Source organism: Oscillatoria sp. CS-180 (genome assembly GCF_028330965.1).
In the GTDB taxonomy this organism is placed as follows: Bacteria; Cyanobacteriota; Cyanobacteriia; order Phormidesmidales; family Phormidesmidaceae; genus Halomicronema.
In genome coordinates this window covers 1-20,760 of record NZ_JAQMUB010000077.1, presented here as the reverse complement: position 1 = coordinate 20,760, position 20,760 = coordinate 1, and the positions used below count along the sequence as shown (strand labels likewise).

The 20,760-nt window shown below is 51.9% G+C and carries 8 protein-coding genes and 1 tRNA gene; 4 read left to right on the top strand and 5 right to left on the bottom strand.

Annotated elements, in window-relative coordinates:
* Positions 1–3 precede the first annotated feature (3 nt).
* Positions 4–183 (bottom strand): hypothetical protein, encoded by a 180-nt coding sequence (locus PN498_RS28510; protein ID WP_334312268.1) that lies wholly within the window; start codon positions 181–183, stop codon positions 4–6.
* 135 nt (positions 184–318) lie between these two features.
* On the opposite strand from PN498_RS28510, the gene PN498_RS28630 reads away from it, so the two are divergent.
* A complete protein-coding gene (locus PN498_RS28630; RefSeq protein ID WP_442951431.1) occupies positions 319–576 on the top strand; it encodes a type II toxin-antitoxin system ParD family antitoxin in 258 nt (85 codons plus the stop codon).
* Between the two features lie 53 nt (positions 577–629).
* On the opposite strand, the gene PN498_RS18010 is transcribed toward PN498_RS28630, so the two are convergent.
* From PN498_RS18010 to PN498_RS17995, 4 genes are all read right to left on the bottom strand, one after another.
* Positions 630–702: transfer RNA gene (locus PN498_RS18010), tRNA-Ala, on the bottom strand.
* Between the two features lie 191 nt (positions 703–893).
* Entirely contained in the window at positions 894–1,973 is a 1,080-nt protein-coding gene (locus PN498_RS18005; RefSeq protein ID WP_272064497.1) for a TIGR03032 family protein, read from the bottom strand.
* Positions 1,974–2,530: 557 nt separating this feature from the next.
* Positions 2,531–4,942 carry an integrin alpha gene (locus PN498_RS18000; RefSeq protein WP_272064496.1) on the bottom strand — a complete coding sequence of 804 codons (2,412 nt, stop codon included), beginning with the start codon at positions 4,940–4,942 and terminating at the stop codon, positions 2,531–2,533.
* A gap of 137 nt (positions 4,943–5,079) precedes the next feature.
* Positions 5,080–7,461, bottom strand: coding sequence for an FG-GAP-like repeat-containing protein (locus PN498_RS17995; protein ID WP_272064494.1), 2,382 nt, complete (start codon positions 7,459–7,461; stop codon positions 5,080–5,082).
* Between the two features lie 985 nt (positions 7,462–8,446).
* Here PN498_RS17995 and PN498_RS17990 point away from each other — a divergent pair.
* From PN498_RS17990 to PN498_RS17980, 3 genes are all read left to right on the top strand, one after another.
* A complete protein-coding gene (locus PN498_RS17990; RefSeq protein ID WP_272064492.1) occupies positions 8,447–10,861 on the top strand; it encodes a bifunctional metallophosphatase/5'-nucleotidase in 2,415 nt (804 codons plus the stop codon).
* 342 nt (positions 10,862–11,203) lie between these two features.
* Positions 11,204–14,389 (top strand): choice-of-anchor I domain-containing protein, encoded by a 3,186-nt coding sequence (locus PN498_RS17985; RefSeq protein WP_272064489.1) that lies wholly within the window; start codon positions 11,204–11,206, stop codon positions 14,387–14,389.
* Between the two features lie 375 nt (positions 14,390–14,764).
* A complete protein-coding gene (locus PN498_RS17980) occupies positions 14,765–20,626 on the top strand; it encodes a choice-of-anchor I family protein (RefSeq protein WP_272064487.1) in 5,862 nt (1,953 codons plus the stop codon).
* Positions 20,627–20,760 lie beyond the last annotated feature (134 nt).

Sequence of the window (20,760 nt, the reverse complement as noted above, 5' to 3'; positions counted from 1 at the left end):
GCGTCAATACTGCAGTTCAAGCATAAACGAGAGAAACTCTAAAATCTCTTCATGCCAATCATCCGGCTCCGGCATGAGCACCAGCCTCCCATCGACCAGTTCAAATTCATTGAGTTCAGTACCATCCTCAACGTCAATGAACGCTTCAAAGGTCAGGTCTCGCGTGACAGCCGGAATCATCATGGCATTTTCGATCAGTCCGTAGTGGCGTCAGCCTATCCGCCCGTCTGACCATCTGGTCAAATAAAGGGATGACAGTATGCCGTCATTCTAATCCATCTCTTTTTGGCCCATACTTGTCACAGCTCAACGAGAACGGTGGTTTCAGGCAATAATCCTTGGTTCGAACCTACGTCTGAGAATCAGAGGCAAGAAAAATTGCCTTTCTCAGGCCGTCATGCAAGTGTTTCTCAACAGCTCATCCAACGTCAAATTGCCACTGGGAAATATCAATCTGCCTTAGAGGTCATCACCGCTGGCTTGCATCTGATTGGACAATTTTCGATCCAAGTTCTAACCAAAATGGTCGAAAGTGGTGTAACTGCTCATGACCTCAGGCACTCGGCAAAGCTCTGAATCAATTTATTGATGGGCGATATAACCTCTGATATATATGACTTATAAGAGAATGGAGAATAGGAGATTCGAACTCCTGACCTCTGCGGTGCGATCGCAGCGCTCTACCAGCTGAGCTAATTCCCCAAGATTCTCACCAGAGTAGCGCAGCGACGCCCCCTTGCGGTGCGAATAGCCTTCGGCTAGGCTTTGCCTACGCAGCGCTCTACCAGCTGAGCTAATTCCCCAAGATGTTTCATAGAGTAGCGCAGCGACGCCCCTCAGATCACTAGTTGCATACTCTAGACGATGGCGAGATAGCGATGGAAACAGCCGGATCAAACTCTGGGTGTATCGTCTACGCGGATGAAGCGGCGAATTTCGTCGCTACGAATACCGATCGCCATCGGTCGGCGTATGTTCTCTAACACCTGCACGTCGTATAGCTCTTCGACTACGCCTTCAATGCGTAGGGAATGGACGACATCGCCCGTGTTTAAATCAATGACCAGTAGACCGCAGCGGGGTTCAGCGTCTTTTTCAATCAGCAGGTCATCCAGAGGCAATCCAGAGAAGGTTTGGTTGTTGCGGGGTTTGGAAATGCCGATGATCGCAAAGTCACCCACAAAAGCACAGCCGCGTAGGTAGCCAGGGCAAAAGGCCACTGGCTGGAAGTCGCCCGTCTGCAAGTCAACATAGCCAAACTCGCCACAGCCAGAGTTCAGCACCCAGAGCCGATCTTGATACCAGCGGGGAGAGTGGGGCATGGAGAGGCCGCTGGCGATGATCTCGTTGCTCTGCACGTCGATGACGCAACCCCCATCCAAGCGGCGATCGCGCCAGCCTTCCCCCATATCTGAACGGCTAACGGTGGTGACATAGCGAGGTTGTCCCTCTCTAATGGCCAGACCATTGAGGTGGCAGCGATCCTCAGCCGCCAGTTTAGAGATAAAGGGCGGTTGCCACAGGGGTTTAAAGTTGTGGGTTTTGCTAGTGGTGGCTAAACAGCTAAACAGCGTGTTGACGAAGATAGGCGTTGGCGTCTGTTCTGCTGAATGCTGATTTGCTGGAATGACGATGTCGTGAATATCCAGGTCACCCGTAATCAAGCTGAACTGGGGCACATAGAGGGCGTCGTATCCCTGATATTTTTGTCCAGGGAGCAGCACATTTTCAAAACGCCACAGTTGATAGAGCGAACTCATGTAGAGACTGTTGCCCGCGATCGCCAAACCCATACACCGCTCAAAGGTGCGCTCAAAAACCGAGAGGCTACCGTCTGGCTGTAAGCCGATGAAGAATACTTTTCCTGCCTGGTAGGTAGTGAAAGCAATGCTGGCAGTCTGAGCCGCTAGCCAAGCGGTGAACTGCCGAGACGCGGTTAGGCTTAGTGCAGGGGTTGGAAATGCTGAGGTCATGGTGGCAAAGGCAATCAGCTTAAATGTGGCAAATAAATCTTGGAAACAGAGGCCGAGGTGACTCTACCTCAAGGGTACCCACCTCGTGTTCAGTCAAGAATAAAAGGGAGGGAAAAGGGTGTTTACTCAGCCTCTTATGATTTGATGCAGCGATCCCTGGGACTATCCCCCTACCCCTATCTCAACCCGGAAATTTAGCTTCGACAGACTACTAGTGGTCTGTCAGTTTTCAATTTGTAGGTTGGGTTGCCGTCAGAAAACCCAACCTAACCCTTGTCAAGGTTGGGTTTCACTTCGTTCTACGCCAACCTATGAATACACACCTTTTGGATATTGACAAAGCACTAAGTGCACAGTCTTCAGAATGCGGTACCCATTTCTAACTAACTTCAGTCCGGGTTAAGAGAAAGCCCGTGACTTTCCTCTTCAGGGAGGGACTGACGGGGTGGATTAAGTCCTCGGAAAGGCTCACCCCGTCCTGCGCCCCCCCCGAGACGGGATTTGGCCCTTAAAGTCTCCTAGTAACCCCTTTAATTCTTATCCCGAACTCGGACTAACTACGCTAAGGGCCTGCCCTCAGCCCGACCATTGCGGAAGAAGTGCTCAAAGCCACTAGAAAAAGCACCCGCTATGACAGCGTCAGCCACGTCTGGGTTGGCCTCTAGGTAAGCACTTTCATCAAACAAGGCGCTGGGGTCGCGCCCCTCTCCTTGTCCGGCACTGACGTAATGCTCGAAGCCGGACGTTAAGCTGCCCGCATCGACAGCAGCTGCAACATCGGGATTCTGGGAGAGGTAAAACGCCTCTTCAAACAGTAGGGTTGAGACCCGACCTTCTTCTGCACCCGCCTCGATGAAGTGTTCAAAGGCACTGTCAAAGGCTCCAGCATCAACCGCCGCTTGTACATCACTGTTGTTAAGCAGATAGTCTTGGGGATTGAACAGTGTGCTAACGACGCGGTTTTCGATGTGGCCGATGGTCAGATAGTGAACCAGGCCACTGGTGAATGCGCCGTCCTCCACAGCCGCCGCCACATCAGCATTGTTAGCGAAGTAAGTGGCCTCATCATAGTAGCTGCTGGGGTTGCGGCCCTCTGCCAGCCCGGACAGGACGAAGTGTTCGAAGCCACTGCTGAAGACACCCTGTTTGACTGCGGTAGCAATATCGGCATTGTGACTGAGATAGTCCGTCTCATCAAAGAGTGCTGCGAGCCGGAGACCACCGACTTCGAGATCCAGCGGTATTGTTGCTCGCCTCTCGGATTCGCCATACTCAGTAAAGTGCTCGAAACCACTCTCAAAGACACCCTGATCTAACGCTGCTTGAACGTCAGGATTGGCCAGCAGATAGAGGGCTTCACTAAAGGGCAGGTTGGTGCCCTCATCAAGGGCCTGATACAGAAAGAACTGCTCAAAGGTAAACACCGGAGCAATTCTTGAGCCAAACACTACATAGCTCTTTCCGCCACTAAAGTTGAAGGTATTTTCAGGACTAGCATTGAAAGCACCCACGATCAGATCATCGAGGCCGTCACCGTTAATGTCTCCAGCACCACTGACGGCATAGCCTGAATAGTCGCTGCGATCAACGCCGTTCATGACGAAGCCGTTGCGACCGTTGAGGGCAGACAGATTCAAGCTGACCTCGAAGCCGATTCTGGAACCGAACACAACATAACTTTCTCCGGCCTGATCTTGCCCATTGGGGTCAGCATTGAAGGCACCGATAATCAGGTCATCAATGCCATCGCCGTTGACATCTCCAGCACCGCTGACAGCACGTCCTGAAAAGTCACTGCGATCAATCCCGTTAATGACAAAACCATTGCTGCCGTCGAGCGAAGAGAGCTCTAGGTTGGCGGCGAAACCGTCCGTGGAGCCGAAGACTACATAGCTCTCTCCGGCATAGTCAACGTTGTTAGGATCAGCAAAATCGGCACCAATAATCAGGTCATCAATGCCATCGCCGTTGACATCTCCAGCACCGCTGACGGCACGTCCCGAAAAGTCGCCCCTATCGGCACCATTGATGACAAAGCCGTTGCTGCCGTCGAGTGCAGAGAGCTCTAGGCTGACGCCGAAGCCATCCGTGGAGCCAAAGACCACATAACTCTCTCCGGCCAAGGGGATCCCATTGGGGTCAGCTCTACGGGCACCAATAATCAGGTCATCGAGACCGTCGCCATTAATATCTCCAGCGCCGCTCACCGTACGTCCTGAATAGTCACCGCTGTCGATGCCGTTGATGATAAAGCCGTTGCTGCCGTTGAGTGCAGAGAGCTCAAAGTTAATCCCAAAGCCGCCGCTGGAGCCAAAGACCACATAGCTCTCCCCAGCACCAGAGTTACCGTTGGGGTCAGCCCAATCTGCGCCGATGATTAGGTCATCAAAACCATCGCCATTAATGTCTCCAGCACCACTCACTGCACGTCCTGAGTAGTCGTAGCCATCAATGCCGTTAATGGCAAAACCGTTGCTGCCGTTGAGTGCAGCCAATTCCAGATTGGCTTCGAAGCCAGCTGTGGAGCCAAAAATCACATAGCTCACTCCAGCATTGCGGTTGTCATTGACGTCAGTCTGAGGGGCACCAATGATCAGATCATCGATGCCGTCGCCGTTGATATCTCCAGCGTTGCTGACGTCATAACCGGAGTAGTTAAAGTCATCAGCAGAGTCAATGATGTTAAAACCTTGAATCGTGAAACCATTGCTGCCGTCGAGTGCAGAGAGATCTGGGCTAGCGCTGAAACCGTCCGTGGAGCCAAAGACGACATAGCTCTTGCCGGTCTTTACATCAAACATTCGGTCAGCTTGGGGAGCACCGATAATTAGGTCGTCGATGCCGTCGCCGTTGATATCTCCGGCGTTGCTAACAGCAGTGCCTGATCTATCCCCGTTACCGAGACCGTTGAGAACAAAGCCGTTACTGCCGTCTAACTCTGAAAGGTTAATTGTGGAGGGAAAAGACATAAGGATTGACCTTTGATAGAGGGATACGTGAGACGACCCATTGAATGTGTGATTCTGTATGAGATGGCCGTGTTGAGATTAGAGGAGGCTCCATCAGCTGCTACCTTCTTGGTTCAGCTGTCTAGAGAGCAGTTTTTTTATCCCAGGGGTCTGCCTTCAGCCCGCCCGCTGCGGAAAAAGTGTTCCATGCCGCTGGAAAAAGCACCATTGCCAACGGCCTCAGCCACGTCTGGGTTGGCCTCCAGATAAGTACTTTCATCAAAAAAGATGCTGGGGTCGCGACCCTCTCCTTGCCCAATGCTGACGTAGTGTTCAAAGCCGGAAGCAAAGCTACCCGCATCAACAGCCGCCGCGACGTCAGGATTCTGAGAGAGGTAAAACGCCTCTTCAAACAGCAGGGGCGAGACTCTACCTTCTTCGGCTCCGGCCTCAATGAAGTGATCAAAGGCACTGTCAAAAGCGCCAGCCTCCACCGCCGCTTGCACATCACCGTTGTTGAGCAGATAGTCTTGGGGATTGAACAGTGCGCTAGCAGTACGGTTTTCGATGTGGCCGGTGGTTAAGTAGTGAATCAGCCCGCTGGTAATCGTGCCGTTATTCACGGCAGCGGCCACGTCGGTGTTATTGGCGAAGTAGATCGCTTCATCGTAGTAGCTGCTGGGGCTACGTCCTTCGGCCACACCGGATAGGACAAAGTGCTCAAAGCCACTACTGAAGACGCCCTGTTCTACCGCGATCGCAATATCACCATGCTGACTGAGATAGTAAGTTTCATCGAAGAGCGCCGATAGTCGAAGACCGCCAACCTCAAGATCCAACGGCAATGTTGCTCGTCCCTCAGCGTCACCAAATTGCGTGAAGTGCTCTAAGCCACTGGTGAAGCCTCCTTGATCCACAGCCACCTGAACGTCAGGGTTAGCCAGTAAATAGAGGTCTTCACTGAAGGGCAAAGTGGAACCTTCATCGATGGCCTGGTACTGAACAAACTGTTCAAAAGTGAATACCAAATTCGAAGCGAATATCGACTCAGGGCTTGCGCCAAAGACCACATAGCTCTGTCCGGCAGAGTCAACACCATTGATGTCAGCTCCAGATGAGCCCATAATCAGGTCGTTGAAGCCATCGCCGTTAACGTCTCCAGCGCCGCTTAAAGCAGTAGAGTAACCGCTGATGGTAAAGCCGTTGCTGCCATTCAGATCAGAGGGTTTTAGGCTGGCTCCGAAGCCTTCCGTGGAGCCAAAAATCACATAGCTCTCTCCACGGGCACCAATAATCAGGTCATCAAGGCCGTCGCCGTTTACGTCTTCGGCACCACTGACAAACAGACCTAAATCATTGCCCCCCTCACCGATAACAGTGAAGCCATTGCTACCGTTGAGCGCAGACAGCTCTAAGCTGGCCCCAAAGCCGCTGCTAGAGCCAAAGACAACATAGCTTTCTCCGATGCTTGGAGTAGGTCTGGGAAATGGAATAATAACATCAATGTTAGGGTCGGCGGCGGGTGCGCCAATAATCAGATCATCAATGCCATCGCCGTTCACATCGCCAGCGCTGCTGACAGAAGTACCTACACTGTCCAACGGCGTAATGCCGTTGATAACAAAGCCGTTGCTGCCGTCGAGCGCAGACAGCTCTAAACTGGCCCCAAAGCCGCTACTGGAGCCAAAGACAACATAGCTTGCTCCAGCGCCGTTATTGCCATTGGGGTCAGCCCCAGGTGCGCCGATAATCAGATCGTCAATGCCATCGCCATTCACATCGCCAGCGCTGCTGACAGCAACACCCGAAGAGTCATAACTATTAATGCCGTTGATAACAAAGCCGTTGCTACCATCGAGCTCAGACAGTTCGAGGCTAGTCCCGAACCCTGCTGTGGAGCCAAAAATCACATAGCTCTTGCCAGCGTTATCGATATCGTTGGGGTTAGCAGAGGATGTGCCAATGACGATGTCATCAATGCCATCGCCGTTGATGTCTCCAGCGCTGCTGACGGTATCACCCGAAGAGTCTTCGCTATCAATGCCGTTGATGACAAAGCCGTTGCTGCCGTTGAGCTCAGACAGCTCTAAGCTAGCTCTAAAGCCGCTACTAGAGCCGAAAACGACGTAGCTCTCTCCGGCACTATCAATACCGTTAGGGTCAGCTGCCCGCGCACCGATAATCAGGTCATCAATGCCGTCGCCATTGACATCACCAGCACTGCTAATGGCCCCCCCGGAAAAGTCTCTGCTATCGATGCCATTGATGACAAAGCCGTTGCTGCCGTCGAGCACAGCCAGCTCTAAGCTAGCTCCAAAGCCGCTACCGGAGCCGAAAACGATGTAGCTCTCTCCAGCCTCAAACCGACCGCTGGGGTCAGCATTGGGAGCGCTAATGATCAAATCATCAATGCCATCGCCGTTGATGTCTCCGGCGTCACTGACAGCACGACCCGAACGGTCATCCCTATCAACGCCATTGATGACAAAGCCGTTGCTACCGTCTAAATCTGAAAGGTTAATTGTGGGGGTAAAAGACATAAGGGGTGGCCTTTAATAAAGGTGAATGTGAGATGGCCCATCGGTTTACAAAAGTCCGTGTAGAGACGCAGGGTGGAGTGTCTTAAAATTACTTAGCCGTACTAGCTGCTATTTCGATTCAAACGGTAGCAGTTTGACTGTGAAGCAAGTTTAAAGAAATTGGTCTCTAATCCCTCTAAATCTTGACTGGATTGACTTTTTTATTGAATGTCCTCGTGAAAAGGGACTTTTTGAGACCTTATCTCCAAGAAAATTTTGTGGTAAAGATGCTGAATCTTGCGATCGCACACGGATCCTAAATCGTTACATTTTTTACCCAAAATAGTTTCTGTGAACATACCCGCCTCTGGTACACAAAGAGATGCCACAGCATGGGCATGCAGAAGGGGTTGAATCTGAGCGACAGACCACTAGATAGTTAAAGCTATAGATTGACTACTGGCTAATCAGGGCTTAACCTCAGCCAGCTATGTAAGAGTAATCTTCGTCACATCTACTGCAAAGACTGTTTCTAAACACAGGAGGATTCCTGAGCAATTCATCAAGGAAAGTAACGTTGTCATAGCTAACCTTCGCAAAGTTGATGGTCTTCCATAGGGAAACTTCGTGAAGGTCACGTCAAGTTGCTTCCAAAAGTTATAAAGCGATGATGAATGCTCCGTGTTTATACGAAGTCTTAAGTGTGGCTTTACCGTCGCTTTACTTTCGTCTGAGAAGGTTACTGGTGAACACAATTGGAAGTCTTATAGTTGCCCAGGGTTCTGGCTAAGGGCCGCGAGGGAGATGCTTTCGCTGTCTCCAGTCGGCGTGTGCCTAATGTCGCTTTAAAGAGCGCCGTTGAAGTGAGGTCTCGGTTCCACCCCGGGTAGTGCTGGCTTTTGATTGCTGTGCGCTGATTTGGTTTCGTCAATACTTCAGGACGGGTGTCGATTTTAGTCGGTCCTGACTTGTTGTGCTGTCTGCTTCTCAACTATACGAGGGATATATGGACTTTACGCTTGAACTACTGCATACGGCTGACCAAGAAGCAGGGATTCCGGCTTTAGACGATGCGCCTCAGTTTTCGGCTGTGCTGAATGCTTTACAGGCACAAGATATTGGTGCAGATGGGATTGAAGATAACACTTTGATTCTGTCCTCTGGTGATGCGATTTTACCCGGACTCTTTTTCACAGCGTCTGAGGAGGTTTATGGGGGTCCAGGTCGCGCTGACATCTTGATTCAAAATGAGCTTGGGTTTCAAGCGATCGCTCTGGGGAACCACGAATTTGACTTTGGTACTGGGCTAATTCGTGATTTAGTTGCAGGTGGGGAAGACGACCCTGAAACGCCGGATATTGATGAAACCTATGGCGGTACGGCTTTTCCTTACCTCAGCGCCAACCTTGACTTCAGCACGGATGCCAACCTGGCTGACTTGGTGGTCTCCGATGCAGCGGCTCCTCAACCCAACAGCATCGCGGCCAGCACCGTCATTGACGTTAACGGCGAAAAGATCGGTGTAGTTGGTGCAACCACGCCTACGATTACCACGATCGCTAGCCCCGACGATGTCACTGTTCGACCCGGGGATTTCGATGGCAATCCTACGCCTGAGCAGCTGGACGCTTTGGCTGCTGAAATTCAGACTGATGTAGACGCTCTATTGGCGACTGACCCCAGTATCAACAAAGTGATTGTGCTGTCTCACATGCAGCAGATTGCGATCGAGCAGGAGTTAGCCAATCGTCTAACTGATGTTGATATCATCGTTGCCGGTGGCTCTAATACTCGTTTGGTAGACGAGACTGATCGCCTCCGCGAGGGTGACACCGCTCAAGGCGTTTATCCCATCATCCAAACGGGCGCTGATGGCAATCCGGTTGCGGTTGTTAACACCGACGGCAACTATAGGTATGTCGGTCGTCTGGTCATCGATTTTGATGAGAACGGCGTCATCAAACCTGACAGCTATGATCCTGAAATCAGCGGTGCCTATGCCACAGACGCGCAAGGAGTTGCTGATCTAAATGCAGAAAACTTAGTTGACCCTGAAATTCAGGAAATCGTAGACGCACTGCGCGTTGTGATCGAAGCTAAAGAAAGCAATGTCTTCGGTATCAGTGAGGTTTATCTCGACGGTACTCGCGGCAGCGTGCGGACCCAGGAAACCAACTTGGGCAACTTGACGGCTGATGCCAACCTAGAGATTGCCAAAGAAATTACTGGTGATGACAGCATCCTCGTTTCGATTAAGAACGGCGGTGGCATCCGGGATGATATTGGCCGGGTGATTGTTCCTGCCGGTGGTACAGAAGCTGAAGAGCTGCCCAACGAAGAAATTCCCGGTGTAAAACCTGAGGGTGGCATCTCGGAAACGGATATCGCGAATACCCTGCGCTTCAACAACGGTCTAACCGTATTAGATATTACTCGCGAGGGCTTGGTTGCTGTCCTAGAGCACGGTGTTGCAGCTAGCAGTCCAGACGACTCTAATACTCAGGGTCGTTTTCCTCAAGTTAGCGGTGTGGAGTTTAGCTTTGACTTGACTGCGGAGCCGAACGATCGCATCCAATCTGCTGCTATCAAGGACGAAGACGGCAACATTCTAGATGTCTTAGTCGAGAACGGCGAATTGGTGGGTGACCCCAACGAGACTGTTCGGATCGTCACTTTGGGCTTTTTGGCGAATGAGCGGACTGACGACCTCGGCAATCCCACTGGACTGGGTGGCGACGGTTATCCGTTCCCTCAATTTGGCACCAACTATCAAGATTTGGAGCAGGAAGAGGACGCCCCTCGGACAGGTGAAGCGACCTTTGCACCAGACGGTTCTGAGCAGGATGCTTTGGCTGAATATCTGTTCGACAACTTCTTTGAAACTGCGTTTGATGAAGCTGACACCGGACGGGCTGAAGATACTCGCTTGCAGAACTTGGCCTTCCGCGATGACACCGTTCTGGAGGGTTCCACGGGTGGCGGCGGTCCTGTGACTGAATTACTTGACCTGACTGGTTTTGACGGGGAGGTAACCGCCAGCGTCACGCTGAGCCGAGAGGCTGCCTACGACAACATCCTACAGTTCTATCAGACTGACGCTAACGGTGCCGTGAACGGTATCCTGCCGGGCCAAGACGGCTATGAGGACGCCGTTCGTGAGGTACTGCTGGAGAGTCCGTCTCTGTTTGTCGAGAACATGGAGAGCCTGGACGAGACTTTGATGTTGGCAGGTGGTGTGTACTATGCACCGGCACTGTTGATTCGCGGTAACGAAGATGATCTCGCGACGATCAGTGATGCCGTTGTCGGCTCTAGCCGCATTCAGCGTGAGGGTAACGTTTGGTCCTTCGAAGATTGGAAGGATTTCGACTTCAACGACATGGTCTTCACCGTTAACTCTGCTGAAGCGGCAGCAACTTAAACCAAGATTCAGCAGAGTGTCAGAGCAAGTGACGGCACTCTGCTGGGTTTTCAGTCTCCTGTTTTGACAAAAATAGGGGGCTGTTGCTTTGACAGTCTACATTTTTCCGCAGAGGTATCGATCAGCAGAGCGCTGCGCTTGAGTCAGCAAGGGCGAATTGTGAACGCAAAGCCGCGATCGCCCCGTTTGCTTCAATCGAGCGTGCTGTCACTGATTAGGACAATTAGCGTTGCTTGAAGTTTTCCAAGGATCGAGGATTTTTGGGGGGAACAACCGAGTTCACTATCTGACCAACTCCTTTCCTAACTTCAGCAACGTCGGACAATTCAGGAGAACTCAAGAATGGTTTCTTTTTCTAAAATCGGGGATGCCGTTTTAGACGGCGGTGCTGAGATTAACGCATTTGATCCACTGACTCAGCAGCTCTTTGTCGTCTCTGGAGATCCCGAAGTTCAGATTGTTGACTTTAGCGATCCCACTAGCCCGGTTGCTATACTCACCGTTGACTTAAGCGACTTTGGGGGCGGTGTTAACAGCGTTGCCGTCAATAACGGTTTGGTCGCGTTGGCTGTTGAGGCTGAGAACACAGGCGATAACGGTGCCGTTGTTTTTTTGGATGCTAGCGGTGTCATGGGTAGCGTGACTGTGGGCGCTCTACCGGATATGCTCACGTTTACCCCAGACGGCACCAAGGTCATCGTTGCCAATGAGGGTGAACCCAACGATGACTACACCATCGATCCAGAGGGATCAGTTAGCGTCGTTGATATTAGTGCGGGTGTTGAGAGTGCAAGTGTCACAACCGCTGACTTCACCGTATTTAATGATCGTAAAGCCGACTTACAAGCGGATGGTGTCAAACTCTTTGGCCTCAACGCTACGGTTGCTCAGGATGTTGAGCCTGAATATATTGCGGTTTCTCCCAATGGAGATACGGCTTGGGTCACGCTACAGGAAAACAACGCCGTTGCCATTGTTGATATCGCTACGGCCACTGTGGAGAGCATTGTTCCCTTAGGCGTCAAGGATTTTAGCAAGGGACAGCCGGCACTGACGTCCTATGTGATTAGCGATCGCGGAGCTATCACCAATGGTGGCGACCCGTTAACCACGGCAACAGGCGAGACGATTGAGCTAGGTGGATTTTCTGGCTTGTGGTACGACGGTGTGGCTGACAATGGCAATCTCAAGTTCTTAGCGGTCCCTGATCGCGGTCCCAACGGTGACCCGCTCGATTTGGATGGGGACGGATCTACCGAAGCCCGTGCATTTTTACTGCCCGACTACCAAGCTCGGGTGGTGTCTCTCGAATTGGATGAGGCTAGCGGTGAAGTTACCCTCACTGACGAGCTGTTTTTGACTCAAGCAGACGGCACACCTATCACGGGACTACCCAATATTCCCAACGACGATCGCCGTGCCGTTGATGCTTTGGAGCAGTCTGTCGATCTGCCAGAACTGACTCAGCTAGACGCTTCTGTGTTTGGCTCCGATTATGATCCCTTCGGTGCTGACCTAGAGGGAATCGTCCGCGCTCCTGACAACACCTTTTGGATGGTAGACGAGTATCGCCCTGCTATCTATCACTTCAATCCCGATGGCACCCTGATCAATCGTTTTGTGCCTGAAGGAACGGTCAACAGCGCCAATGAAGCTAATCCTGGTGCTGACTTTGCCCCCGGCACGTTTGGTACCGAAACTCTCCCCGCGGAATACCTTAATCGCCGTCGCAACCGAGGGTTCGAGGGTATGGCCTTGGATACTGATATGGGTATTCTCTATGCCTTCATTCAAACTCCCCTCAACAATCCCAGTGGAGCAGACGGAGATGCCTCCAGCGTTATTCGCATGTTGGGAATTGATCCGGCCACCGGGGAACCTGTATCCGAGTATGTCTACCTGCTGCAAAAGCCTGATGTGGGCGGCAACGTCGATAAGATTGGCGATGCGGTTTATGCCGGCAATGGTCAGTTCTTCGTGATGGAGCGTGATTCCTCTCTGGAGCCAACTGCGCAGAAGTTTGTCTTCGAGGTGAACCTCACTGGGGTCACTGATGTCTTAGGGATGGACTTTGGTGAAGAAACTCTGGAGCAGCAGACACCAGATGACCTAGCGGCAATGGGTATCGCCCCTGTCAACAAGGTCAAGGTCACCAATCTGCCTTCTATCGGCTATCTGCCTTCCGACAAACCAGAAGGATTGGCCTATTTACCCGATGGACGGCTAGCTGTTCTCAACGACAACGACTTTGGACTCGAACCTGGTGCAGAGGCCGTTGAGTTAGGCATCATCGATTTTGCGACTGGCAACACGCTTGATGCCAGCAATGAAGATGGAGCAATTAAGTTACAAAATTGGCCCATTTTTGGTCTGTATCAGCCAGATTCCATCGCCAGCTATGAGTTTGAGGGTAATGCCTACTACATCACTGCGAATGAGGGTGATGCTCGCATTCGTCCTGATGGTGATTTAGAGGATGAAAACGGTAACGTCATTCTTGAGGAAGGAGCAGTTTTCAATGAGGAAGACCGGATTGCAGATGTTGTTCTTGATCCCACTGTCTTCCCAGATGCAGCTACGCTTCAGCTTGAAGAGAATTTAGGTCGGCTTAAAATCACCAATACGCTAGGCGACCTAGACGGTGATGGCGACTTTGATCAACTCTACAGCTATGGTGGACGCTCCTTCAGCATTTGGGATCAGAATGGCAACTTAGTCTTTGATAGTTCTGACGATATTGCCAAAATCACCGCAGAGCTAACTCCTGAGTTGTTTAACGCCAACGACGGCAGTCCTGACGAATTTGACGATCGCTCCGATGACAAAGGTGCTGAACCCGAGGCTATCACTATTGGTCAGGTTGACGACAAGACCTACGCCTTTGTAGGACTGGAGCGAGCGGGTGGTGGCGTCCTAATCTACGATGTCACGGACCCGACTGCGCCTGAATTTATCCAGTACATTCGCGATGATGCCGATATCGCCCCTGAGGGACTCACCTTTATCAGTGCCGAGGATAGCCCCAATGGTGAAACTCTGCTGGTGGTTTCCAATGAGGAAAGCAGTACGCTCGCGGTCTACCAAATGGAGACTGCTGCTCCAGTTGCTGAATTACTTGACCTGACTGGTTTTGACGGAGAGGTGACTGCCAGCGTCACGCTGAGCCGAGAGGCTGCCTACGACAACATCCTGCAGTTCTATCAGACAGACGCTAACGGCGCTGTGAACGGCATTCTGCCAGGACAAGAGGGCTACGAGGATGCGGTTCGCGAGGTGCTGCTAGAGAGTTCTTCTCTGCTCGTTGAAAACTTGGAGAGTGTGGACGATACGTTGGTGCTTGCAGGCGGCGTCTACTATGCTCCGGCGCTGCTGATTCAGGGCGATGAGAACAACTTAGCGACAATTGACGACGCAGTTATGGGTTCCAGTCGCATTCAGCGAGATGACAATGTCTGGTCCTTTGAAGACCTAACCGACTTTGACTTTAACGACTTGGTGTTCACTGTCAATTCCGTTGAAGCGGCGTAGTGATTCGAAGACTCGGGGTGGATCTTGGACCGTTTCTCTACAGGGCTATCTATAGATGAAGTCTGTGGAGAAACGGTATCGCTTTTGAAACACAGTATTCAAAAACAGATTGACTGGGTTGACATTACGGATATCCGAAGTGCTCCATAGACACTTCTTTACTGAGTCTTTACGACAGTTGTCGGCTAAGCGACATGCCTTGTCAATGTGACCAATGATACCTTCCTTTAGAGTGTTCCGGCGGTAACCATCGCTGGTGCGATCGCGACTTCTTGGTTAGCGATTTCGAACGGTTTCTACCACCGATCATTCACCGATTCGAGCTGGAGAGCCGTTTTGACGATCTTTTAATGTCATTCCTTTTGGACTTTAAACATGCCCACAAACCTAAAGCCTATTGGAACGTTTTCCACAGGTGTTTTTGATGATGGAGCGGCGGAGATTAACGCCTATGATCCGGCAACACAGCGTTTGTTCGTGATTAATTCAAACGCTGTGACGATTGATGTTCTTGATGTGAGCGATCCTGCCAATCCAATCAAGACTGGTGAAATTGACGCGACCCTGTTTGGAGCCGGAGCCAACAGCATCGCCATCAAAGACGGTCTGATTGCAGTCGCGATTGAAAATGCAACGGTTACGGATCCTGGTTCCGTTGTATTCTTCAACGCCAACGAAACTAATTTTGCATCGCCTACTGTGGTTGCTACGGTCACAGTAGGAGCGCTGCCCGACATGGTGACCTTTACCCCTGATGGTACAAAGGTTATTGTTGCCAACGAAGGGGAGCCGGATGGCGGTATTGATCCTGAGGGATCGGTCAGCGTCATTGATATAGCAACATTCACCGCTCAAACCGCAACGTTCACTGGTTTTGATGCGGCTACCGAACGGGCGGATGGGGTTCGTATTTTCCCTGGCAAGACTGTTGCTGAAGATGTTGAGCCGGAATACATTTCTGCGGACAACACGACGGCTTATGTTTCCTTGCAAGAGAACAATGCGATCGCCGTGGTTGACCTCGCCACTGCAACCGTCACTGACATCATTCCCTTGGGCACTAAGGACCACAGTCAAGCCGGTAATGGCTTTGACGCCAGCGATGACGATAACGCCATCAATATCCAGACTCAGCCTGTGTTGGGTTTGTACATGCCGGACGCGATCGCCACTTACGAAGCCAACGGTCAGACCTACATCGTTACTGCCAATGAAGGCGACGCCCGTGACGAAGACGCTCGCATTAAGGATTTGGTGCTTGATCCAACGGCTTTCCCCGATGCGGCCACTCTCCAGCTAGATGAGAACTTAGGCCGACTGGAAGTGTCCACCATTGACGGCGATACCGATGGTGACGGCGACTACGATCAGCTCTTTGCCTATGGCTCTCGCTCCTTCACTATCTTCGACACCAGCGGTAATGTGGTGTTCGACAGTGGTGACGACTTTGAGCAGATCACCGCAGCGGCTTTCCCCGCGAACTTCAACGCGAACAACGACGAGAACGATTTCGACAGCCGCAGCGATGCCAAAGGTCCTGAACCAGAGGGCGTGGCGATCGGTGAAGTGGATGGCAAAATCTACGCCTTCGTTGGTCTAGAGCGCGTCGGCGGCATCATGGTCTACGACGTTACCGACCCGACTAACGCTGCTTTCGTTGAGTACGTCAACAACCGCGACTTCAGCGGCGATGCAGCGGCTGGCACGGCGGGTGACCTGGGTCCTGAAGGATTAACCTTCATCGCAGCGGCGGACAGCCCTAACGGGAAGCCTCTACTGGTCGTTTCCAACGAAGTCAGCGGCACCACGACGGTCTACGACGTGCAGGGAACCGCCGATGAATCCAGCTTGGTCATCTCGGAAATCATGTACAACCCTGCCAGTACTGAAGATAACTGGGAGTGGGTTGAGTTATTCAACGCTGGTGACAGCGCTATTGATCTATCCGGCTACGTTCTGGATGATGGCAACACTGTTCTCCAAACCACTGCGAACATTGCTGGCGGCTCCATCGCAGCGGGCGAAACCGCAATTCTCTACAATGCCGATGATGTCAGCGCAGCTGATTTCGAAGCAGCTTGGGGAACGGGCATTAATCTAATCGGGGTCACGAATTGGAGTTCATTACAGCTCAATAACGGTGGTGATACCGTTGCCCTATGGGACAGCTTTGCTAGCTACAGTGGTGACGAGGCCACCTTTGCCAATGTCGTTGCCCGCGTAGATTACGACGACGCGGGAGATTGGCCGACCGACGATGGTGCAGCGTCCATTTACCTGACTGACCTAGCGGCTGACAGCAACGACGGTACCAACTGGGCACTTAGTACAGAGGGCGCAACGACGCCTGCCGGTGACGCTTACGTGAGTGCGGCAGAAAGTGGCAACTCTGGCAGTGACATTGCTTCTCCGGGGGGTACCTTATTGCCTCCAACTCCGTCCTTTGTCCTCAATGAGTTGCGAATTTCTTCCCCCAGCAGCAGCGACGATACGAGCAACTTCGTTGAAATCTTCGGCGATGCTAACACGGCTTTGGATGGGCTATCGGTCATTGTTATCTCTGGTGAATTTGAGCCAGGTCAGGTTGATTTTGCAATTGACTTGACAGGCGGTTCCACCGACAGCGACGGTATTGCGCTAGTGGCTGATGATGGTACTGCTGCGGCTACTGACAGCGGTGATGTTTTGCTGTCTGACCTCGACTTCTTCGGCAGCCCATCCACATTCCTGCTGGTCGACGGTTTCACGGGGTCGCAAGGGACAGATCTGGATGCTGACAATGACGGCGTTTTAGACGCGACGCCCTGGAATTCAGTCCTTGACTCTGTCTCCCTAATTGACGGAGATGGCAACGCAGACTTCTCCTACAGCGAGACGGTCTTTGGCCCGAGCGGCAACTTCCCACCGGCTGGCTTAGCCCGTATTCCCAACGGCACTGGCGATTTCCAGACGCTAGAGTTCGGCGACCAGACTTTGGATACACCAGGTGAACTGAATGCCTTCCCCACTAACGATTTTGACCTGCAAATCACGGAGATCTGGCCTGGTCAGGAAGGTGCTGACGTCACTGAAGACTGGTTTGAAATCGTTAACCAGGGGGCTGATGCCTGGGTTTCTGGCGTTGATCCTGACCTCTTCTATGATGATGAGTCAGCTGATCCAGCAGCGGCTGACCCTATCTTGGGTCTGACTCAACTTGATCCAGGTGAAGCGGCGATCGTCGTTGTCGGTAACGCAGCCGATGCTGATGCTTTCCGGACGGTTTGGGGTGAAGTCATTGACTTGGCTGACGTTGAGATTGGCTTTACCGATGGTGCTGGTTTGGGTCAAGGCGGCGATGCTGTCAACCTATTTGTCGGCACTCCTGCACCTAACACCATTGCAGACACTGAAGCCTACCCTGACACAGATGGGTTCAGCGGTGCTTCCTATGATGTTGCTCTGAGTGCCTTCAGCGTTGCCGGTCAAAACGGTGCAGTCACCACGACTGTCTTTGGCGGCCTCAACGATGATGAGCCTGCTGTCGGATCACCTGGAAATGGTGACCCCATTGGCCCTGTTGAAATTACTCGCATCTACGAGATTCAGGGCGAAAGTCAGGTTTCTCCGTTTGTCTTAGCCAATGGTCAGACGGTTGCGAATTTCTTTGACACGCTGCCTGCTGAGACCTTCAACATCAGCGGCGAAGATGTCACGACGACTGGAATTGTGACTGCGGTAGACACCAACGGCTTCTATCTGCAAGACGCAACAGGCGACGGCAACATTGCCACCTCTGATGCCATTTTTGTCTTCACGGATAGTAATCCTGGCGTTAATGTTGGCGACGAATTGCAAGTAGCGGGGACCGTTGCTGAGTTCTTCCCGGGCGACACGGACACTCGCAACCTGCCGCTGACTCAACTCACGAGTCCTACTGTGACCACTCTCAGCACGGGCAATGCGCTGCCTGACGCAGTGATTCTCGGGGCAGGCGGTCGTGTTCCCCCTAGCGAAAACATTGATGATGATACCTTTGGCGCTTACGAGCCTACCACTGACGGTATTGACTTCTTTGAATCGCTTGAGGCCATGCGGGTAACCGCGCAGAATGCTGTAGCGGTATCGGGCACTAACCGCTTTGGTGAGATCTTCACCGTTGTTGACGGTGGCACTGATGCTACAGGTATCAGCGATCGCGGCACTTTGAACATCAGCCCCGACGACTTCAATCCTGAAAAAGTTCAGATTGATGAAGACTCCGGTGTCTTCAACTTCGACTTCCCAGAGGTCGATGCAGGTGCGGTTTTAGGAGACGTTACAGGGGTTGTCAGCTACAGCTTTGGTAATTTCGAGATTCTGCCGACAGAGGACTTTACTGCCAATATCACGGCGTCAGATCTCCAGCCTGAAATCACAACCATTGCTGGAGATGACGATACGCTGACGGTTGCCAGTTACAACGTTCTAAACCTCGACCCCATCGTTGAAGATCAGGCCAAGACTAACAATGGCGAAGCTCGCAATGTCGATGACGATGAGGGTGACGGTCGTTTTGACGCGATCGCCCAGCAGATCGTCAATAACCTGAACACTCCTGACATCATTGGTCTTCAAGAGATTCAGGACAACACGGGGGGCGAGATTGTCGACGATGTGATTGCAGCGGATATCACATTGCAGAAGCTGATTGACGCGATCGTGGCGGCTGGTGGTCCTCAATACGAGTTCATTGACAACACGTTCATCACGGACGAAGCGAGTGGTGGTCAGCCTGGCGGCAACATCCGCACAGCTTTCCTCTACAATCCTGACCGAGTCAGCGTCGATGAGAACTCGATTCAAACCATTGGTGGACAGGGATCGGGAGAGGCGTTCGAAGGTGCCCGTCTGCCCCTGGTGGCAACCTTCGAGTTCAATGGTCAGGATGTTACCGTGGTGAACAACCACTTCTCCTCTAAGGGTGGCAGCGCTCCCATTTTGGGTATCGAACAGCCGTTTGACGAGCGTCAGGAAGATGTCTCTGTTAACGGTTCTCTGGATGAGCGCCAGCGCCAGTCTCAAGCGGTGCAAGATTTTGTCAATGGCTTGAGTCCTGATGCCAATGTAGTTGTTGTGGGTGACTTTAACGAGTTTGAGTTTGTCTCCCCCGTAGAGGACTTGGAGAACAATACCAACCTCACTAACCTGACGAACACCCTACCTGAAGATGAGCGCTACAGCTTTATCTTCCAAGGCAATTCCCAGGCCCTTGACCACATCCTAGTCAGCGAAGGACTCGCCGACACTGCCGAGTTTGACATCGTTCACGTTAACTCTGAGTTTGCTGAGACGGACAGCCGCGCCAGCGACCACGATCCCCTCTTAGCCAGCATCACGCTAGCTCCCACAGAGCCGAACCGGATTGAAGGAACAGCTGATGATGACAGATTACGAGGAACGAATGATGCTGACTTCATTGTTGGCAAGAACGGTGATGACAATATCAGCGCCCGTGGTGGTGACGACGTTGTTGAAGGCGGTTGGGGTCGCGACATTATTCGAGGCGGATCTGGAAATGATGTGCTAGCGGCTGACCGAGTTGATCGCTTCCAAGACTTTGGCGGCGATGGCGGTAAAATCTTTGGCGACTCCGGAGATGACTTGCTGATTGGCGGCAACAACTCAGATTTCCTCAACGGTGGATCTGATGATGATCAGCTTTTGGGCAAAGACGGCGATGATGAACTAAAAGGTGGAGGTGGCAATGATCTCCTGAATGGTGGAGTTGGCAATGATCGGCTAATAGGTAACGGCGGCATAGATACTGCTGATTACTCTGACCTTGTTATCAAAGGCGTATTTGGCACTATTGCGGGTCTGGATGCCAATCTAATGAGTCGTAAGATTAAGCACTCTTCAACCAACAATGCGCTGACCTGGCTGGATACCGTCAGAAGTATTGAGAATGTAACGGGTACACAGCGCAACGATCGCTTCATTGGCGATCGCAAGGACAATGTCTTTGATGGTCAAGGTGAAGTGGGACGTCGCAATCGTCAAACTCAATTTATGGCCTTAAATGGTGACGCATATAAGGTCACAGCCGATGTGGTTGAATACCGGGGATCTCAAAGTGACTATACCTTCATAGGTGCTGCCGATAGCTTCACAGTATCAGGTCGTCGTATTGGCACTGATACGCTTATCGACATTGAATTTGTCCGCTTCAATGCTGACGATTCTGTGATTGCCACCACGGATTTGGTCTTCGCATAAGCCTAGTACAGCGTCAAGCTTGAAATTGTGAGTCAATCCAGATCTTGCAGTTGAGCTGAGGCTGACTGCTTTTGGCTCCCCCCAGCCCGCATTCTGGGGGAGCCAATCCCCGGAAGTCCCCCAGAATGCGGGCT